General features: G+C 36.6%; 14 protein-coding genes. 8 read left to right on the top strand and 6 right to left on the bottom strand.

All coding sequences use genetic code 11. From position 1 onward, the window contains the following. Positions 1–2,024: 2,024 nt before the first annotated feature. Together nhaA and ACFIJ8_RS01205 are read right to left on the bottom strand one after the other, a co-directional pair. The gene (gene nhaA, locus ACFIJ8_RS01210) at positions 2,025–3,383 is read right to left on the bottom strand and encodes a Na+/H+ antiporter NhaA (RefSeq protein ID WP_375635794.1); all 1,359 of its coding nucleotides are present in this window, start codon (positions 3,381–3,383) and stop codon (positions 2,025–2,027) included. A 147-nt stretch (positions 3,384–3,530) separates the two neighbouring features. Beyond that, positions 3,531–5,237, bottom strand: a complete 1,707-nt coding sequence (locus tag ACFIJ8_RS01205; protein ID WP_375638717.1) for a hypothetical protein — start codon at positions 5,235–5,237, stop codon at positions 3,531–3,533. Between the two features lie 354 nt (positions 5,238–5,591). Between ACFIJ8_RS01205 and ACFIJ8_RS01200 the strand changes: the two genes are divergently transcribed. The 8 genes from ACFIJ8_RS01200 (at position 5,592) to ACFIJ8_RS01165 (ending at position 13,816) form a co-directional block, all read left to right on the top strand. After that, positions 5,592–7,364: an SLC13 family permease gene (locus ACFIJ8_RS01200; RefSeq protein WP_375638715.1), complete on the top strand. Its 1,773-nt coding sequence runs from the start codon at positions 5,592–5,594 to the stop codon at positions 7,362–7,364. 583 nt (positions 7,365–7,947) lie between these two features. After that, a complete protein-coding gene (locus tag ACFIJ8_RS01195) occupies positions 7,948–8,619 on the top strand; it encodes a tetratricopeptide repeat protein (protein ID WP_012754797.1) in 672 nt (223 codons plus the stop codon). Positions 8,620–8,623: 4 nt separating this feature from the next. Beyond that, on the top strand, positions 8,624–10,048 hold the full coding sequence (der, locus tag ACFIJ8_RS01190; protein ID WP_375638713.1) for a ribosome biogenesis GTPase Der: 1,425 nt from the start codon (positions 8,624–8,626) through the stop codon (positions 10,046–10,048). 1,078 nt (positions 10,049–11,126) lie between these two features. Continuing rightward, positions 11,127–11,561 (top strand): AtpZ/AtpI family protein, encoded by a 435-nt coding sequence (locus ACFIJ8_RS01185; protein ID WP_375638711.1) that lies wholly within the window; start codon positions 11,127–11,129, stop codon positions 11,559–11,561. 7 nt (positions 11,562–11,568) lie between these two features. Next, positions 11,569–12,327 carry a F0F1 ATP synthase subunit A gene (locus ACFIJ8_RS01180; protein WP_375638781.1) on the top strand — a complete coding sequence of 253 codons (759 nt, stop codon included), beginning with the start codon at positions 11,569–11,571 and terminating at the stop codon, positions 12,325–12,327. Positions 12,328–12,381: 54 nt separating this feature from the next. Beyond that, a complete protein-coding gene (locus ACFIJ8_RS01175) occupies positions 12,382–12,612 on the top strand; it encodes a F0F1 ATP synthase subunit C (protein ID WP_005773968.1) in 231 nt (76 codons plus the stop codon). 131 nt (positions 12,613–12,743) lie between these two features. Then, the gene (locus tag ACFIJ8_RS01170) at positions 12,744–13,310 is read left to right on the top strand and encodes a F0F1 ATP synthase subunit B (protein ID WP_012754801.1); all 567 of its coding nucleotides are present in this window, start codon (positions 12,744–12,746) and stop codon (positions 13,308–13,310) included. A gap of 11 nt (positions 13,311–13,321) precedes the next feature. Continuing rightward, complete coding sequence (locus ACFIJ8_RS01165; RefSeq protein WP_375638709.1) at positions 13,322–13,816, top strand: F0F1 ATP synthase subunit B; 495 nt, start codon at positions 13,322–13,324, stop codon at positions 13,814–13,816. Between the two features lie 124 nt (positions 13,817–13,940). Here ACFIJ8_RS01165 and glyS read toward each other — a convergent pair whose 3' ends face one another. The 4 genes from glyS to ACFIJ8_RS01145 all read right to left on the bottom strand — a co-directional run bounded on the left by glyS (position 13,941) and on the right by ACFIJ8_RS01145 (position 20,056). Next, positions 13,941–16,163, bottom strand: a complete 2,223-nt coding sequence (glyS, locus tag ACFIJ8_RS01160) for a glycine--tRNA ligase subunit beta (protein ID WP_375638708.1) — start codon at positions 16,161–16,163, stop codon at positions 13,941–13,943. Next, complete coding sequence (locus tag ACFIJ8_RS01155) at positions 16,163–17,104, bottom strand: glycine--tRNA ligase subunit alpha (RefSeq protein ID WP_375635787.1); 942 nt, start codon at positions 17,102–17,104, stop codon at positions 16,163–16,165. Before ACFIJ8_RS01155 ends, glyS begins: the two co-directional genes overlap by 1 nt. A gap of 85 nt (positions 17,105–17,189) precedes the next feature. Beyond that, a complete protein-coding gene (locus tag ACFIJ8_RS01150; RefSeq protein ID WP_012754805.1) occupies positions 17,190–18,884 on the bottom strand; it encodes a tetratricopeptide repeat protein in 1,695 nt (564 codons plus the stop codon). Positions 18,885–18,979: 95 nt separating this feature from the next. Then, positions 18,980–20,056, bottom strand: coding sequence for a polyprenyl synthetase family protein (locus ACFIJ8_RS01145; RefSeq protein WP_273787893.1), 1,077 nt, complete (start codon positions 20,054–20,056; stop codon positions 18,980–18,982). Positions 20,057–20,155: the final 99 nt, after the last annotated feature.

The raw sequence follows: 20,155 nt of genomic DNA, 5'->3' as shown, positions 1-20,155 counted from the left end.
TGCTTTCATGATTTTATTACTTAAATTTTTTCTCATGTCTATTTATCTTTTTTTGAATTATGACTAAGATTTTCAGAGTTTTCGATACCTCTATATGTTCTTTAGGTTAACTTTCTTCCCTTAACTACTCTATTACAAGTATTTTCTTTGTCATACTGCCACTCACGCATGAAATACATTCTTTCGTTTGTGCCGTATATCGTGCTAGTTTCTTATCATGTTTACATATTTTTCAAATGGTTGTTTTTGTAATTAAAACTCTTCTTGTAAGAAATATAGCCATTTTTATTATTCTAATTTTGTTAAATATTTTTTCTCACAATTTGTTTTTATTCAGTATATGAATGCGAAACGTATTCTCTTGTTTTGTAATTACTTTTTAATAGCATAATGCATTCGAATGGGGATATCCATTTGAAGTGAATATAAGATATGTTATCAAAGTGCAGTAATTAATACACTTATTCCCAATAAAGATATTTTTATAAATATTATTTTACTCTTATTGTATTTAATGTGGCGTTGTATAATTCGAAAGTATCGGAAATATTGTTTTTTAAATTATCTGTAAAGATTATTTTATGGTATCAAGAAATATAGAGCTAACTCTGTAAACAAAAAGAAAATAAATATCAACTAAGAGCGAGTAAGAGCGAGAAAAGGGGAGTGCAACGATATATATGCTTTATTTTTCCACTGATCGTATGTTTTAGAATAGTCTAAATGACTAGGGTTTTCTTTTTTCCCGCGAGTTAATTACGTAAACTAGAGTGCTCCCTATGGAAGAATGCTTCAAGTTTAATTCTTTCATGGAGGGAGACAAGCGATGTGTCTATGATAAAAAACGAGGATATTTTTTCTCTCCATTGTCAATCGAGTAGTGATTTTATGACGTTGTTATTCCAAATAAATCTTTTGTTTTTTGTTACCTGTATCAATATCTAATGTCAGCGCAGATGCACGTTTGACGATATATATATATTGAGACGGATAAGGGGACTACGAGCAACTCCTGTTTTTGTATGCCAGATAGGAACAAGGATGTTGCGTATACTTGTTGGGGGAATCTCTGAAATGGAGATAAAACCTAATTGGGGGAGAATATGAAGCCATAAAAGTGAAAACTAGTTTCCATTTTACAACTTCCTTTTAATTCTGCTTTACAACTTTCAAAGATATTGACAGAAATATCTTTGAAATAATGGATATTACATATTGGTTCACGTTTTGTTTATTGCGTTATTTAAATCGTATATGCCTTTCACGTAAAACAAAACGCTATTATATTGCCAATTTACGCGCTTGTTTTAAAGAAATATTTCTCCCCAAGCCCATTACGGCGCTTGTGGATGGCGTAACGTAAAATTTATTGGGGACCATCTCCTTTACTTAGATCAAAGGTGTCAGTTGGTCGTCATCATTTTATTTTTAGTTTTCGTGTTGAACAGCTCTTGTGTTGATATGAAGCATTCTTATTTCTTTCTTCAAATAATGTGCCTTTTAAGAAGATAAAAATTAAAGTTTTTTAGAATACCGGCAATAAAATCAGTAACGAGGAGGGTGGTTTATTGGGAAAAAATAAGCCATGGAATTACTTAACTGATTACAGAATTTTGCTTATTCTTATCTGTTTCGTATAATTAAACATAAGATATTGATTTATAATAATTAAATTTTTCTTTATAGTGAATAACTTCCCGACGAAGGGCAGCTTCTCTGAAACCACGAAGCCTTTTATATTGAAACAATTAAAATCATTCTTGTGTATATCACGATTGGAGTTAGTGTATGAATAAAAGATTATTGAAGAAAGGAATAAAAATATTTCTTATGAATCTTCTTAAGTGTCAAAGGTGTTGCGACATTAGAGACTAGTAAATAGTATGATGATATTAGTTTTCTCCTTCATAAGTGTAAAGATGAGGTGAGACAACGGATTTCACATTAAATATTGTCCGAATCCAACAAATGAGCAAAATCACTTTTTAAGAGTTTTGCATAAAAATGTATTTTCAGTTAGTTTGTTAGGAACTATGAGAAATTCCTTTATTGCGCTTAATATAAATAAATCCATATCCCAGACCGATAAGAGCAGATAAACCAGAGCCACAAAGGACCCCAATTTTTGCAGCATCAAGCAGAATAATATCTTTAAAAGCGAGCATTGAAACAAAGATAGACATTGTAAAGCCAATTCCTGCTAAAAAACCAATGAGTAAAACACCTGTCCATGTCATATGAGGGGGTAGGCGGCATAGCCCTGATTTTACGGCTATATAACTGGCTGTGATAATACCAAGAGGCTTACCAACGAAAAGACCAATGACAACACCCAAAACAATCAAGAATGATTTGTCAGAAGAAAGATCAAAGTTTGCAAAACTTACTCCTGCATTTGCGAAGGCAAAGACCGGCATGATACCGTATGCAACCCATGGATGCAACGCTTTTTGAACGCGTGTTACTGGAGCAATCATGGCCCGTTGTCCTTTGCGCATTTTTTTCAATGCGGTTGAAATATGATGCAGATCTGTTTTTGTATTTTTTTCTTGAAGAATTTGCATAGCGTTACTGAGCATGGTGAGTGGCGCCACAAGAGTACGGGTAGGAAGAACGGGAGTCATCATTCCTAAGATTACACCAGCAAGTGATGGGTGAACACCTGTTACCATTAAACCCCACCAGATGATTGCACCAGGTAAAATGTAAAGCCATGCTGATGCAAGTCCGATCCACTGAAAAAATAGCACCAAAGCAATACCTGCTCCTGCAATCATTAAACCGCTAGGATCAATGTTTGTTGAGTAGAAAAAAGCAATAATAAGAACAGCGATAATATCATCAATAATCGCTAATGATAGAAGAATAATATGAAGATTAGAAGGAATTTTTTTTCCAAGAAGAGCAAGAATACCTAGAGCAAAGGCAATATCTGTTGCTGTTGGCACCGCCCAACCGCGTATATGCCCCTCGTTAAAGTTGAAGATAAAGTAAATAATTGCGGGAACACAAACGCCTCCTATTGCGGCAACAATTGGTAAGATTGCTTGTCTAAAATCGGCAAGAGCACCTTCATGAATTTCGCGTCGAATTTCCATTCCTGCGACGAGAAAGAAAATAGTCATAAGAGCATCATTAACCCAGAAATGTAAATCCCATGAAAGAGTGAAATGACCCAAATTAAAGCCAAGAGGTGTATGCCAAAAAGATTCATAGAAAGCAGCATATTTAGAATTGGCAAAAATAAGTGCAGCAGCAGCAGCTAATAAAAGAACAATACCACTAAGAGCTTCAATATGGAGAAAACGCTCGATCGCAGAAAGCGCTTGATTGGTGACACGAGAAGCGCGATTAGGCAGGCGATTTGAAGATAAATCAGACATGAACAACTCCAAGCATCGACAATTTTAGGATTCTATATTCTCTGTGTAAATGACTTTATATGATACCTTCTGTATCATATAAAAGCAAAAAGAGGAATAAAGTTCTTAATTTATAGACAAGATCATCATATTTAAAGCACAAAATGTTTAAGGTGATGCTTCATTTTTAATAGTGAGATGTACTTTGTTTAAAGCCTTGGATAGATCATTTTGTAGAGCTGATTCGAGATCAACCATTGTGAGCCCTTTATTATCTTTTGCTTTAATTTTAACAATCAATGTTTGTGGATTTTTAGCAAATTCCCCTAAGGATTTTGAAATTTTTTCTGCTTCGTCATGATTTTTTAGCAGCATTTTTGGGGTTTGCGTCATCATTAGATAGAAATCGTCATAGAGTTCCTTTTTAAGATCATGTTGGTTGTCATTAAGATTTTGCGCAAGATAAGAAAAAAGCTTATCAATGAAACCTGCATCCCTATATTGCACATCAATTTCATTGATGCCAAAGTCTTGAGAAGCAGCAATCATTACATTTTGCTGACCAGAAAAAAGCGTTTCATCAACATCAATAACCTTAGCCGATATGTTCCCAGATCCAACGTCTTTCATATTGAAAGACATTGCATCAAGAAGGAGCATACGTTTTTTTTCATCGTAAGAAATATCAATTTTTCCTGAAATGTCAAAGCGCTCAAAGTTCAGATTTTTGAGAAACTCTAAGTCTTTTTCATTCATTTTTTTAGGTAAAACGGAAAGGTTATTGAGAGAAAGAAAAAGCTTTTTGGGGATAGGTTGTTTCCACAAGGTTGGTTTAAATTGGAGTGATTCGAGTGTTGCTTTCAATTGCGGTATATCAACGGTGATATTATCAATTTTGGCATCCGCTGAGGTAATGGCGAGCAGTATGTTTAGAAGAAGACCATTTTGTGCTATTTTTTCAGCGGTTTTATTATTCTCTTTTCTTGCATTAAGATAAGCTTTGATCAATTTTTCAGGAGTTTGTTCAAGCGGCTTCATTTTTAAACCAGATGTTTTAAACTGTCCGAGGAAGAAAGAACTGCTTTTTTCCGCTTCTTCTAAAACATCGACACTTACATTATTCAGAGAAATGGGGCCAGTAACGGTTTTACCTTGGTTGAGAGCATTGTTTTTTCCAAAAATGATAGAATAGGCATAGTTGATGTCGATATCATGAGCTTTTATTATATCACTTTTAGCCATAAGCTGCATCTGTTTGGCACCATTTACTGCAACTGTTTTAAGATCCATATTTTTAATACTAACTGAACGGATATGGCCATTTTTAAAATCAGAAAGCTGGAAATTCTTGACTTCAACCGTTTCTATTCGGTTGTTTTTATTTTCTATAGAAAGTTGTATATTGGGAGCAATAATTGAGGAAAGCTCAATACGCATCATTGATTGTAAAAGCCGTGATGTTATCGTTCTATCTTTTTCTTTTAAGGATACACTCCGAAGAGAAATTTGGGGAATTTGCACATGAATATTATTATGCTTTAAATCAACATTATAAAATGTAAAAGTTCCGGGAATAAAGGAAAGGGGAGGACGGGCAGAAATGGCACCAATTCTAAGTGATGTACCAGCTGGAACAGGTAATGTCACATTCTTCAAATTGACCCTACCTAGAATGCTTACTTCAGATGTTCGGGCTTTTATGCCACGACGGGCTATTTCTTGTTTTACAAAACTGTCAAGATAGGGTTTTGCGATATAAAATCCACCAACAATTATAATTGCCAAGATAGCAACAAATCCAATAATGCAAGTGAGCCAATATCTGAGGTTACTTTGATACCCACTATTAAGATTGACCATTCTTTCTTCTTTCATTTTTATCACTCTTTGAATTGAGAGTGAAGATAAATTCTTTTAAGCAACGACAAAGGTTTAAATATAGCGTGTACCAGTTTCAACAATTATCTACTCTCTATATTAGAGTTATTCTCATCTTTTTTGCAATATAGCTTTATCAACTTTTATCAATTTTCTTTGAGTTTAGCTCTTTATAGAAAAGAACGCATAATAAGGAGAGGTAAGTTTATGCGCATCATAATTTTTTATCATTTTAAAATTATCCTAAAATATTCCGATGTCTGTTTTTATCTTGCTGCTGTTTATAGGAATATTTAAAACATAAAAAATATGTTTTTGTGCATTATAATTTAATGGGGAGAGGTGAGTGTTATGACAGAAAATCAAATAATGGCTTTTTCGATCATTGGTCTCATGATGGTTGTTTTTATTTGGGATCGATTTCGTTATGATCTTGTTGCTATTTGTACGTTATTAATAGCTTGTGCTCTTGGTCTTGTCAGTCCGAAGGAAGCTTTTAGCGGTTTTAGTAATGATATTGTTATTATCGTGGGGAGTGTGTTTGTTGTCAGTACGGCCGTATCGCGCTCTGGTATAATGGAATTTATTATTCAACGGATATGGCCAGACGTGAAATCTGTGCGTCTTCAATTAGCCTTTTTAGTTCTTTCTGTTGTCGTATTATCAATGTTTGTTAAAAACATTGGTGCTTTGGCTATTATGCTTCCGATAGCTTTTCAGTTTGCACGTCGTTCTCAGGTTTCTCCTTCTGTCTTTTTGATGCCCATGGCCTTTGGTTCTTTGTTGGGGGGGCTTATGACACAGATAGGAACATCTCCCAATGTTGTTATTTCAGCGATGCAAGAACGTTTAGCAGGAACACCTTTTACTATGTTTGATTTTACACCAGTTGGTGCGGTTGTTGCGGCGGCTGGTGTTGTATATTTAGTCTTTTTTTATTGGCTTTTGCCTGTACGTGTGCGTTCAGGTGTATCATTTGATGATGCCATTGATATTCGTAATTATGTTGCAGAAGTGCGTATTCCAATAAATTCACCGATTATAGGGAAAAATATTGTTGATTTGGTTAAGCCATCAAGTGGTGACGTTATGGTGATTCAAATCATCAGAAACAAAGTATCTATTTCACCGTTACCAGATTTTGTTTTGTCTGAAAATGATATTATTTTGCTGGAAGGGTCGCATACAGGGTTAGATAGCGTGATGAACTCTGCTCGTTTAGAGTTTTCTAAGGGGCGAACTATTGCTGCAGGTGATAAGGACAGTGACATCGATATTATTGAAGCAGTCATCACCCATAATTCACCTCTTATTGGTATTAGTGCGAAAGAGTTTTCCCTATTTGATCACTATAATGTAAATTTGCTTGCATTAAGTCGTCAACATGAAAGGGTGCGGGGAAGACTTGATGATATTATTTTCCATCTTGGCGATGTGATTGTTTTGCAAGGACAGGATGCAGTTATTCCAAATTTATTAAGAGAATTGAAATGCCTGCCCCTAGCAAAACGAAATATTGTGTTTGGAAATTTACGACATGGTTTCATCTCTTTAGCTGTTTTATTTATAGCAATTATTTTTACAGCTTTTCATATTGTTCCCGTTGCGTTTTCTTTTTTTTCTGCTGCTGCTGCAATGGTTATCTTTCGCGTTTTGCCCGCGCGTGATCTATATCAGGCATTAGATGGCCAAATATTAGTACTATTAGCGGCTCTTATTCCAGTAAGTGAAGCGTTAGAGAAAACAGGATGTACGGATCTCATTGGTCAATGGCTGAGCCAATTGGCAATATTTTTCCCGCCATCTGGTGCCTTAGCACTTATGTTGGTGACAGCTATGTTGGTCACGCCATTTTTGAATAATGCAGCAACAGTGATGATGGTAGCACCAATTGCGTCAAGTTTTGCTCATTCCCTACATTATAAGCCTGAAGCTTTTTTGATGGCTGTTGCAATTGGTGCGGGCTGTGAGTTTCTTACACCTATTGGACATCAAAGTAATATGCTCGTGATGGCACCAGGAGGATATCGTTTTAGTGATTATCCACGTTTGGGTGCTCCATTGGCGGTGTTGATCGTTATTATTGCTGTTCCAATGCTTATGTGGGTTTGGCCCTTACAATAGGATATTTTTAGAAACTTTAAGGATCAATTACAAAAGGTTGTTAATCGTATGAAGATAAGTTGAAGGGATACATTTTGTATAAAGAGCTTTAACTGAAGATTTGAAATTATACCACACTTTTATTATGGTACTTCGGTATTTTTGATACAGATAAGATTCATCTATTTGGTTTTAGTAGGTATTCGTGGAAATTTATTTTTTGTTCAAGTTTTTAAAAGAATTGTCTTTTCTATTATAATTCTATAATCCAATATTATCAACGATTGCGTTGAAGACTTTAAAAGATTATCTCTCTATATAATGGGGAGAAAGTCCGCTTGAGATGATAGGCAATCATGATAAATATTAAAACAGTGAATTTTTTATAAGACTCAAAACAATATATAAAAGCTGTAATGTGAGCAAACAGGGCGGTTACATCATTTTCGATTAAGACTGTTGCAAAAATCCGATTGATTTGGCTACATGTTGATTTAAAATAAATAAACGAGCAATTTAAAGATTTTTAGTTAATTAGGACTACCATCTTTGTCCATTTATGCGTAAAAGCACAGGGAAAGTAACTTTTTTCAAGGTATGATATATGTCGTATGATAGTTTTATTGCTGAAGTGAATGCAGAATTTCGTCAGGAAAAGGCGCTTGCTTTTTGGAGGCGGTATGGTTTTTCAATTATTGGAGCAGCTATTCTTTTTATACTCATGATAGTTGCTTATCAAATTTACCATCATCAGCAAATAAAGAAAGCCGGTTATATTGGTGATGCATTTGTAAAAAGTCTTGATTTTGCGGATACACGTCATTTTGATAAAGCGATAAAGCAATTAGAAACTGTTAAAACCTCTCATTTTGGGGGGTATCCTTTTCTTGCTCGTTTACGTGAGGCTTCTTTACTCATGGAGAAGGGTGACATTATTAAGTCAGTGGAGATTTTTGATTCTGTTGCAGCGGATGAGAAAGCACCAGAGATTTTGCAGAAAGTTGCAAAAATTCGGGCGGCTTATATCCTAGTTGATACAGGGACATTAGCTGATGTTGAAAAGCGTATCAAAGATATGACAAGTGATACCGATCCTATGCATATGTCTGCAAGAGAGGCTTTAGGTTTAGCTGCTTATAAGGCGGATAAAATGGATGAGGCGGTTTATTATTTTAAGAAAATTTCTGAAAAAGGTGCTTTGGGTTCAAAAATAACAGATCGGGCTCGAATAATGCTTGAGCTGATACAAGCTGAGGGCAAGGCAAATAAGGAATAAATCGATGAGCCTTACCATTGCTATCGTTGGTCGTCCCAATGTTGGGAAGTCAACACTATTTAATCGTTTGGTTGGGCAAAAATTGGCTTTGGTTGATGATAAGCCTGGTGTAACACGTGATCGACGTATTCATGCGGCAAAACTTCAAGATCTACGTTTTGATGTGATTGATACGGCTGGGCTGGAAGAAGCAGGTGATCATACACTTGAGGGGCGTATGCGTTCTCATACAAAAGCTGCGATTGATGAAGCGAATCTTATTTTATTTGTATTTGATGCAAAGAGCGGGATAACACCAAGTGATTTAAATTTTGCTTCATTGGTTCGCAAATCAGGAAAGCCAATTGTGCTTGTTGCTAATAAGTCTGAGTCAAGAGCGGCAACAGGAGGAGAGTATGAGGCGTGGTCATTAGGTTTGGGGGAGCCGTGCCTAATATCGGCTGAACATGGTTTGGGACTTAGTGATCTGCGTGATGCAATTATAGATGCTGTGGGGTCAGAGCATGCTTTTGGCAACAACAAAGAAGAAGATATTACGATACAGCTTGCATCTGTTGGTGATGATGTAAACGATTTGGAAGAAGAAGAGCTTATTTACGATGAAAGTAAGCCCATTAGGATTGCAATTGCAGGGCGTCCCAATACAGGAAAATCCACTCTTATCAATAGTATGTTGAAACAAGAGCGCTTGTTAACAGGACCAGAAGCAGGACTTACGCGTGATTCTATTTCTGTAGATTGGGAATGGCGTGGTCGTCATATTAAACTTTTTGATACTGCAGGTTTACGTCGAAAATCGAAAATTCAAGAAAAATTAGAAAAACTATCTGTTGCAGATACTTTACGTGCTATTCGTTTTGCAGAAGTGGTGGTCATTGTTTTTGATGCAACGATACCTTTTGAAAAGCAAGATTTACAAATTGCTGATCTTGTGATTCGTGAAGGGCGTGTTCCAGTTATTGCTTTCAATAAGTGGGACCTTATTGAAAATAGTCAGACCACATTGATTGATTTGCATGAAAAATGTGCGCGATTTCTTCCTCAAGTTCGTGGTTTGAGAGCTGTTCCTTTATCAGGACAATATGGTCAAGGGATTGATAAACTGATGGAAAATGTCATGATGATGCACCGTGTATGGAATCGTCGCATTTCGACGGCTAAATTGAACCAATGGCTTGGAACTGTTGTTGCACATCATCCACCTCCTGCGGTTTCTGGACGTCGACTTAAGGTTAAATACATCACACAGGTTAAGACACGTCCTCCTGGATTTATGATTTCTTGCTCGCGCCCCAAAAGTATGCCACAGTCGTATTTGCGCTATCTTGTCAATGGGTTACGTGAAACATTTGATATGTCTGGTATACCCGTTCGCATATCATTACGAGCCTCTGATAATCCTTTTGCGACACGTTCCAAAAAGAAATGATAACTCTTTAATTTTTTTAAGTGATGAAATCTATACTTAAGAATCTTAAAAATAAGTTTTTTCAATGATCGTTCTTTTCATAAAAGAAAAAATTTTTATTTGCTAAAGTTTTAATTTTATTGATAATCATTTACCATGAGCGCTATTGAATAGAGTTCTCTCATCTTGATAAAGATCATTTATTTGCATGTTATGAGAAGAGTTTAATAAGGAGTATTTAAGAAAGAGTACATCATCCTCTTAATGGGTTATTTAAATGCAAGAATAGATGCAAATATGAGGGTAGGGAAATACAATTATGATGCTCGTTTGAAAAGAAGCATTAAATTATCGTTTTATAAAAATAAAGATTATGAATAAGCGCTTTTGCTTACGATAGTTTGTCTAAATAAAAAGCAAAAATATTTGCTGAATCTACCGATATTCAATTGTAAAGGGCGAAATTCAAAAAAGTGGATTAAAATTGTATAAAGTAGTATGGTGATTTTATTTAAATTTTATTGTGTTCTATTGGCTTGACCTATTTGAAATTTTAGATTTATCGTATTTAAAGGAACCTCTCTTAATACCCTCAAGCTCATTGAGTGATGGGTTCTGTGATGGCATATGTAAAATACTTTGCGAATAGGATCATATAAAAACCATTAATCATTTTCATAAAATAAAAAGTGCAAGTTTATTTGAATAAAAGGAACAAAACAACGCTCTCATACTGTTTTTAGCTTTCTATGTTCTCTTTCAAAACTAGAATTGATATAACATTGGGAGCTGGAAAATAAGATGGTATCAGTTTACACCTTTTGTTAAGCGTAAAAGTGGCTGTTCTATGAGTTTTATATCATTCACGGGAACTTTTCGTTATACATTCACGGGTGCTGTCGTGAAATCGGTTTAGGTGCTCAGAATATCTTTTTAAGAAAGATGTAAATTAAAAAATACGTTATTTATACAATAAAATTTATACGATAATTTGTGATAGATTTCTTTTAGTATCTTGACGAATAAATTCGGGAACAATATGATGCACACGGTTTTATGAAATGCATTCTTACTTTGCTTTTTAATTAAGGAGCCAATGATGGCGATGGGCGAGAAACCCGTTATAAGCCGTAAGGAGGCTGAAGAGGAAAAGCAAGGAGAGTGTCTTCATTCAGAGGATTTGGAATGTCGTAGTAGGAACTTAAGCGTAGCTTTAGTGCGCAAGCGGGCATTAAAGAAGCGGGAGCATAAGAATAAGCGAGAAAAATCACAAGGAGGGATGGCAAATGCAATTAAGCTTTCCAGTGAGTTTCTGGCGAGTGTTATAGTTGGTGTTATTTTAGGGTTAGGGTTTGATAAGTTAGCAGGTTCGTATCCTTGGGGATTGGTATTTTTTCTCTTCTTTGGATTTGCTGCTGGTGTAGTGAGTATTCTTCGGTCTGTGGGGTATGTTTCCTCCAGTCAATTAGGAAAAAAAGGCGTATTGCGCCAAGATAAACAAGATAAAGGGGCCAATGAGAGGTCCGATAAATGAGGTTGAAGTGACAGCGCACGCTCCAGATCCTATTCATCAGTTTGAGGTTTCAAGGCTGATTAAGATTTCCATAGGAAATATGGATTTATCGTTTACAAATGTATCATTGTTTACAGTTCTCACGGTTGTTATAACTTCTATTTTTCTCTTCATTTCATCATCAAGTCGTGGATTGGTTCCAACGCGGATGCAGTCTCTTTCGGAAATGGCATATGAGTTTGTAGCATCGACTCTGCGGGAATCATCTGGTGTACAGGGAATGCAGTTTTTTCCTTTAGTTTTTTCTCTGTTTACTTTTATTTTGGTTGCTAACTTTATTGGTCTTTTTCCTTATTTTTATACGGTTACATCGCAGATCATGATCACGTTTTCGTTAGCAATGGTGGTAATTTTGACGGTGATTGGTTATGGCTTTTATAAGCATGGGGTCAGTTTTTTGAAACTGTTCGTTCCCAGTGGAGTTCCTGTTGTGGTTTTGCCTCTGGTGACAATGATTGAGATTATTTCTTTTCTCTCCCGTCCAATTAGTCTTTCTCTTCGTCTTTTTGCGAATATGCTTGCTGGTCATATTACGCTCAAAGTGTTTTCTGGGTTTGTTGTTTCAATGATTGGGGTAGGACTCGTAGGTGTGGGTGGTTCGGTTTTACCGCTTATTATGACTGTAGCGATTACTGCTCTTGAGTTTTTGGTCGCATTTCTTCAGGCTTACGTCTTTACGGTTTTAACTTGTATGTATCTTAATGATGCAATTCATCCAGGACATTAATAGAACTGGCGGTTTTCCGTCGAATAATGCAATTTCGCTTTAAAGGAGAATAACATGGAAATGGTGCTTGCAGCAAAATATATTGGCGCTGGTCTTGCTTGCTTTGGTATGGCTGGAACAGCTTTAGGACTTGGTAATATTTTTGGTAGCTATCTTTCTGGTGCATTACGAAATCCATCAGCAGCGGATAGTCAGTTTGGACGTCTTGTCTTTGGTTTTGCTGTAACAGAAGCTTTGGGAATTTTTTCACTGCTCATTGCTTTACTACTTCTTTTTGGGGTTTAATCATCATCAAAAGGGTATATCTGTTCTTGCATGAGGAAAGATTTACCCTTTTAGCTCTTAACCAGAGAGATGTCAGTCAGTTATCATCGGTTATAGAGGGCTTTAATAAGCTATTTAAAGGATGAAAGAAGATGTTTGTTTCAAGCGCTTATGCACAGAACACTGAAACGTCGATAGAACATATTAAAAAGGTGGCAGAGCATGCAAATCGCGTGTTTCCGCCTTTTGATTTTGTACATTTTGGTTCGCATTTTTTCTGGTTGGCGATTTCTTTCGGACTTTTTTATCTTTTTATCTCTCGTGTAATTGTACCACGTATTGGTGGTGTTATTGAAACGCGGCGAGATCGAATCGCATCTGATTTAGATCAGGCAATGCGCATGAAGCAGGAAGCAGACATTGTTGTTGAAACTTATGAGCGGAAATTAGCAGAAGCGCGTTTGAAAGCGCATGCTATAGCGCAGGTAGCTAGTGAAGAATTAAAAGAAAAAGCAGAGCTTGAACGGAAAGAAATTGAAGAGAGTTTAGAAAAAAAACTCGCAGATGCTGAAAAACAGATAGCAAAAATTCGGGATAAAGCGATGCAAAATGTTGGTTCTATCGCTGAAGAAGTGGCTCTTGAAATTGTGAAAAAATTGATTGACGTTGATATCAGCAAAGAGGCTGTTCGTTCAGTTGTTAAAACTGCGGATTATTGAGGAAGACAAAAATGACTGATACTTTTTGGGCATTTGTTGGGTTAGTTCTTTTTTTAGCTCTTTTAGTCTATTTCCGAATTCCACAGAGGGTTATACACCATCTTGATGCGCGCGCGAAGCGTATCAAAGATGAGCTGGATGAGGCTCTGCGTCTTCGTGAAGAGGCACAGGAAATATTGGCTGAATATCAACGCAAACATGCAGAAGCAGAAAAAGATGCGCAAGAAATTATTGCAGCAGCAAGACATGAAGTTGAATCTGTTATTGCTGAGGCTCGTACAAAAGCAGAAGAATATGTAAAAAACCGCAATAAATTGGCAGAGCAAAAAATTGCTCAAGCAGAAGCGGATGCGATACGCATGGTTTCTTCATCGGCTATTGATTTGGCAATTTCTACAGCACGTATCCTTATTGCAAAGGAATTAGATTCTAACAAGGCAGATGAACTTATTAAAGAGTCTCTTGAGAAAGAATCATTTATCAAAATGAAAACATATCTTAATTAATGATATTTGAGAGATAAAAAATGTCCTCTTTGGTTGCATAATTTTCTCAATATTAATTAATAAAAGTCATAAAAAAGAAAAATTTATCTTCATTATTTTTATCAATTAATAGGACATTTTGATTCTAAATGACAAGTTTTGAAAAGTCCGCAATCGATTGTGTAATAATGTGAATACGTTTGAGAAGAGCAAGACGGTTAGCACGAACATCGGGTTTTTTATCATTCACCAATACCTTTTCGAAAAATATATCAATCAATTTTCCAAGTGGCGCTAGCACACTGAGTGCAAATGATAAATTTGTCGCATTGATGGGAGCTAGAACCTGTTTTTCTACTTCACAGATTGCACGATAGAGCTGCTTTTCTTCTTTCTCGACAAAGAGCTCAGGATTAATTTCATTCGCTATTGTTGTGCTTTTTTGAAATTCATTTTCAAGAATATTGGCAGTACGTTTTACAGAGGCTACAAAGTTCATTCCATCATGGGTATTGATAAAAGCGATAAGCGATTCGACACGACGTGCAACCAATAAAAAATCATCAGAATCTTTATTTAAAACGGCTTCAAGGGCATCGTAACGAGCACCTTCCTCTTTTAGATAGATTTTCAAACGGTCATGAAAAAAGAATAACAGGTCTGATAAAATATATTCTGTTTTTTCTGGAAGCAGATTCAGCAATTGTGAATTTTCTCTTTGAGAGATTTCATATTTATTTTTTTGTTGTAAGAAAAGATTCATTGCTAACTGAAACAGTGGCATAAGATTGATTTTCCAATCTCGCGAAAGTACAAGCCTAATAACTCCCAGTGCTGCTCGTCTTAACGCATAGGGATCTTTTGAGCCCGTTGGTTTTTCATTAATGAGCCAAAAGCCAACGAGCATGTCAATTTTGTCGGCGAGCATAACGGTTATAGCAAGCGGTTCTTGTGGAAGACGATCTGTTGGTCCTTGAGGTTTATAATGGTCCTCAATTGCTACAGCTACGCGAGGATCTTCCTCTTGAAGAAGGGCATATTTTTGCCCCATAACCCCTTGTAGTTCAGGAAACTCTCCGACAATTTCTGTTTGCAAATCAGCTTTTGCAAGGATTGCTGCACGTTTTGCTAAAAGAGGATCTGTCTGTATCAAAGGTGCAATTTCTTGTGCGAGTGTAGCAATGCGTTCTATTCTTGCACCTTGCGTACCTAATTTAGCATGAAAAGTTACATTCAAATGATCAAGTCGCGCCATTCTTTGATCGAGAGGTTTTTTTATATCAAGATCAAATTTTTTTATAGAAGATTCTAATTGTTGAATATCAGGCAAATCACGCTGATCGGTTTGCCAAAAATAAAGTGCATCAGAAAGACGGGCACGGACAACCTTACTATTTCCTTTTGAAATTTCTTTGCCTTCATCATTTGAAAGAATATTAGAAACGAGAATAAAATGATGAGAAAGTTTTACTTTTTCTCCTTGTTTACGGGTAACAAAACATTTTTGATTGGCTCGAATGGTCAAGCGAATAATTTCTGGAGGAATATCAAGGAATGATTGGTCAAAATCACCTATCAGGATAACAGGCCATTCAACAAGACCAGCAACTTCTTCTAGGAGGGGATTGTCTTGAACCAGTTCTAAACCGTTGGCAAAGCAGAGATTTTGGGCATCAGCTAAAATAATATTCTTTCGTCTCTCGGCATCCAGAATGACTTTATGGGTTTCAAGTTGAGTAACATAATCATCAAAGCGGCGCACTTGAAATGGCTTTCCATCACTTAAGAAACGATGACCATAAGTTAAATTATTGCTTTTAAGAGAACCAATTGTAAACGGAATAACATGTGTTTCACCAATTTCTGGTCCGAAGACGCAAAGAATGTTTTGTAAGGGTCGAATCCACTTCAGAGCACCACTTTGTGCTGAATCTTTTCCCCAACGCATAGATTTCGGCCACGGAAAGTTGCGGATAATATTCGGTAAAATATCGGCAATAATTTCTTCTGCAGCTCGACCTTTTTTAACAATTTTAGCAATATAAAAATGACCTTTTTTATCATCATGTCCAATATGTGCTTCAGAAATATCGTTTAATCCTGTTGCACGTAGAAAACCATCAATTACATGCTGTGGTGATTTTATACTAGGACCTCTTCGTTCTTCATGGATATCTTTTGAGCGTATGGAAAGTCCGCGTATGTCCAATGTTAGCCGACGAGGTGTCCAATATTCACGAGCAGCTTCATAGATCAATCCAGCATTCACAAGTTGATCTGTAACAGATTTTTTGAGATCAGCAGCAGCTTTTCGTTGCATACGTGCGGGGATTTCTTCACTGAAAAGTTCAAGAAGAAGATCAGACATTAGGCTTCTCCAGTATATATTTGTCCAGCTTCTGTGAGTAAGAAGGCTTCCCCACAACGGCGCGCGAGATCACGAACGCGAAGAATGTAATTTTGTCGTTCGGTTACAGAAATAACGCCACGTGCTTGCAAAAGATTAAAGATATGGCTCGCTTTAATACATTGATCATAGGCAGGAAAAACACAGCGATGTAATATATTTTCTTTATTTGGTTTTCCAGCATCAAGAAGTGCCCTGCATTCGCGTTCTGCATCGATAAAATGCTGATGTAGCAATTTTGTATCAGCAAATTCGAAGTTGTAATATGAGTATTCCTGTTCTGCCTGTAAAAAAATATCTCTATAACTTATTTTGTTTTCTCCCTCCAAACCATTAAAGTTAAGGTCATAGACGTTATCAACCCCTTGGATATACATCGCTAGACGCTCAAGACCGTATGTGAGTTCCCCTGAAACTGGAGCGCATTCAATGCCACAAACTTGTTGAAAATAAGTAAATTGAGAGACTTCCATCCCATCGCACCAGCATTCCCATCCAAGCCCCCAAGCACCAAGGGTGGGACTTTCCCAATCATCTTCAACAAAGCGAATATCATGCAGTTTTGTATCAAGTCCGATAGCTTGTAGCGACTTTATGTAAAGTTCTTGTAGATTGAGCGGAGAGGGTTTGAGAAGTACTTGGAATTGATAATAGTGTTGTAAACGATTTGGATTCTTACCATATCGGCCATCTGTTGGGCGTCTGGAGGGTTGGACATAAGCAACTTTCCAAGGACGTGGACCTAGAGAGCGTAATGTTGTTGCGGGATGAAAAGTCCCAGCTCCGACTTCCATATCGTAAGGTTGCAAAATTGCACATCCATAGTGTGCCCAATAATTTTGCAAAGTTAAGATTAGTCCCTGAAAAGAACGTTTGGGGTTAAGATGTTCAGGCAGTTTCACGCTTTATACTCTTTATATTGGACTAAACAAAAGTAAATTTAGTTTCTCTGTTTATTATTTCATGTGGTTTATGGTTAAGCATCGTTTATTGCAAACCAAATTTCAACTTTTCTTGAATTTGTTCAGAATTTTCTGGTTTTCCGTCAATTGCATGGTTCCATTGAAAGATTGCTTCACGTTTACGTCCAACTTTCCAATAGGCATCACCTAAATGATCATTCAGTGTTGGGTCCTCAGGTTGTAATCTGACAGCATTTTCTAATATTTGCACTGCTTTATTATATTCTTTTAGTTTATAATAAGCCCACCCTAAAGAATCGAGAATATGACTGTTGTGAGCTTGCAAAGCAGAAGCTTTTTGCAGCATACGGAGCGATTCTTCAAGCTTCTCACCACGTTCTACAAGGGAATAGGCTAAATAATTAAGAACCTGCGGCTGGTTTGGAAAAAATTCAAGCGATTTTCTCAAGTCAATTTCTGCTTTTGGCCATTGCTTTAAACGTTCGAAAGCAATACCACGCTGATAAAAGAGTTTCCAATCGTCCTGCTGAAAGTTTTTTATCTGGGCAATAGCGGTGTCTAGAGTTTTAATGGCCTCAAGGAATTTATTGTCCTGCATATAAAAAGCAACGAGCGTTATCAAAATATTACGATCATTGGGAAACTTTTCATTTAACAATGTGAGTAATTTTATTGCTTCTTTGTAATTGTTGTTATTGGCAAGAAGGAATGCAAGATGAAGTTGTCCATCTTTATAATAAGGAGATTTAGGGGATAAAGCGCGATAAAGTTTAATTGCTTTATGAGGATCACTCAATTTAGCAGAAATGTGTGCGAGCTGAAACAGTGTTGCGTCATTTTGAGGGTATAAGGCGAAAGATAATTGCTTAAAAATACGTGCAATTCGCCCTGAGTTTTTGTGGTTGAGGGCTGTTCCAAAATTATATAATACCTCGGCGGCTCCTTGTTGAGGTGTTTTAATAACTCTCTCTAAGAAAGAATTTTTTTCAATTTTTTCTCGAAAGTTTTTAAGGACTTCTCGACCTGACAACATTTGTTCGCCATGTTGGATTGTTTGAAGAGCTTGGTTACGCATATTATGGCGCAATTGGAATGAGGCATAGGCTATGATAATACGTTCATAGGTATTAGGAGCGATAAGAGTCCCCTGTTTGTTACTAAGTGCTTTAATGAAATATTTTTTTGCATCCTTTGGCTGTTCTGCAAGGTCGCTCATAAGTGCTAGATGATAAGATATAAAAAGGTCATACCAGACAGGACCTTTGAGTTTCTTAAGATCAGCGATTGCTTGAGATTTTTGTCCAGATCCAAATTTAATCCAAGCACCGATGAGTTCAGGTATTGGATTATTGGATTTCGGAGGTTCTTTTGATTGTAGAAGAAAATTGGCATTCTTATAGTCTTTTTTGATGAGACTTTCTACTGACAAAGTTAAGGAAACAAAGGGAGTTATAACATCTTGCTCTTTGAGTTTTTGGGCTTGTTGGACAGCTTCTTTAAAGTTTCCGACCGAGAGCATAGCTTCAAGGAGCTCTTTTTGTGTTTCAATGTTATCAGGTTGATAAACGAGTGCTTGTTTAAAGTAATTGATAGCAAGTTCTGTTTTATTTTCATGATTTGCAACCCTTCCAGCTAAATAAGCACCTGTAAATGAGCTTGTATGAATTGCGGTGCTTATTTTACTGTAGGTGGGGAATGGCATCAGCATGATACCCACGATAAAGAGGGTAAAAATTCGGGATACCGTTGCAGAGCACATGGAGCTAATCCTTTTCAAGATAATCAATCGATGGTGTTGTTTATAGATCATATCTCATTACTTTATTGAGAAATACTGCGATTCTTGCAAAGAATTCAGTTTACGCGCGCAATACAAAATTCAACAGTCTCAACGAGAGCATTGTAAGCAAGATTTTCGTTCATGGGAACAAGAGCATCAATTGCATGTTTTCCGTAGATGCGTGCTTGTTCTATTGTATCTGTGATACTATCATACTTTTCTATTAAGTGTTGCGCGTATGCGAAGGCTTCATTATTGTTATTGCCATCTTCAAGTGCTTGTTTCCAGAAATTTTTTTCTACTATATTTCCACGTTCATATGCGATAATAACAGGCATTGTTATTTTTCCTTCTCTAAAATCATCCCCTATATTTTTTCCTAAGCTTTGAGCACTACCGCTATAGTCAAGTGCATCATCAATCAATTGGAAAGCTAAACCTAAAGATGTTCCATATTCACGTAATGAAGAACGCTCTTTATGTCCATAGCCAGCAACAATCGGTCCTACTTCAGCGGCTGCTGAAAAAAGTGCGGCTGTTTTGGCATTGATGATTTTGAGATAGTCTGAAGGGCTGGTTTTGATATTTTTTGCAGCAGAAAGTTGCATAACTTCTCCTTCAGCAATAATTGCAGCAGCGTTCGCTAGGACAGAGAGCGCTTCTATGGAACCGACATCGACCATCATTTTAAAAGCCTGACCCAACAGGAAATCACCAACAAGTACGCTTGCTTGATTCCCCCAAATCATCCGTGCCGTGGATTTTCCACGTCGCAAATTACTTTCATCAATCACATCATCGTGTAGTAATGTTGCTGTATGCATAAATTCAACAGCTGTTGCGAGTTTTATATGTCCGTCACTTTGATAACCGAACATATGAGCAGAAGCGAGCGTAATCATTGGGCGTAATCGCTTTCCACCTGATGAAATAAGATGGTTAGAAATTTCAGGGATCATCTCAACCTCTGATTTTGCCATAGAGAGAATAAATTGATTTACGCGCTCCATATCTTTTTGAGTAAGATTGACAAGAGATTGAAGAGAAATTTGATTATTTCTTATTTGTTCTGGTTTGATAGCTGCGCTCAATGTGTTTACTCCTAGAGTATTGCAATGGACATATATAAAATTTACTTTATTTACTAGCATAAAGGGGGTTTGGTTTTGACTCAAGCTTTTGATGGCGCTTTGAAGTGTAAGCTTGGAATGTTATTGGCAAGAAATGTTCTTTAGCGAGTGTAATCTTGT

The sequence above is a fragment of the Bartonella sp. MF74HXZ genome, from assembly GCF_042194445.1.
Classification (GTDB): domain Bacteria; phylum Pseudomonadota; class Alphaproteobacteria; order Rhizobiales; family Rhizobiaceae; genus Bartonella; species Bartonella grahamii.
This window is presented reverse-complemented; position numbering and strand designations above follow the sequence as displayed.

Coding starts and splice junctions, on each gene's coding strand:
- ACFIJ8_RS01200 (WP_375638715.1), top strand. CDS start 5,592: ATGACAGAAAATCAAATAATGGCTTTTTCGATCATTGGTCTCATGATG.
- ACFIJ8_RS01165 (WP_375638709.1), top strand. CDS start 13,322: ATGACTGATACTTTTTGGGCATTTGTTGGGTTAGTTCTTTTTTTAGCT.
- ACFIJ8_RS01145 (WP_273787893.1), bottom strand. CDS start 20,056: ATGCTAGTAAATAAAGTAAATTTTATATATGTCCATTGCAATACTCTA.
- ACFIJ8_RS01205 (WP_375638717.1), bottom strand. CDS start 5,237: ATGAAAGAAGAAAGAATGGTCAATCTTAATAGTGGGTATCAAAGTAAC.
- nhaA (WP_375635794.1), bottom strand. CDS start 3,383: ATGTCTGATTTATCTTCAAATCGCCTGCCTAATCGCGCTTCTCGTGTC.
- der (WP_375638713.1), top strand. CDS start 8,624: ATGAGCCTTACCATTGCTATCGTTGGTCGTCCCAATGTTGGGAAGTCA.
- ACFIJ8_RS01175 (WP_005773968.1), top strand. CDS start 12,382: ATGGAAATGGTGCTTGCAGCAAAATATATTGGCGCTGGTCTTGCTTGC.
- ACFIJ8_RS01170 (WP_012754801.1), top strand. CDS start 12,744: ATGTTTGTTTCAAGCGCTTATGCACAGAACACTGAAACGTCGATAGAA.
- ACFIJ8_RS01185 (WP_375638711.1), top strand. CDS start 11,127: ATGGCGATGGGCGAGAAACCCGTTATAAGCCGTAAGGAGGCTGAAGAG.
- glyS (WP_375638708.1), bottom strand. CDS start 16,163: ATGTCTGATCTTCTTCTTGAACTTTTCAGTGAAGAAATCCCCGCACGT.
- ACFIJ8_RS01195 (WP_012754797.1), top strand. CDS start 7,948: ATGTCGTATGATAGTTTTATTGCTGAAGTGAATGCAGAATTTCGTCAG.
- ACFIJ8_RS01150 (WP_012754805.1), bottom strand. CDS start 18,884: ATGTGCTCTGCAACGGTATCCCGAATTTTTACCCTCTTTATCGTGGGT.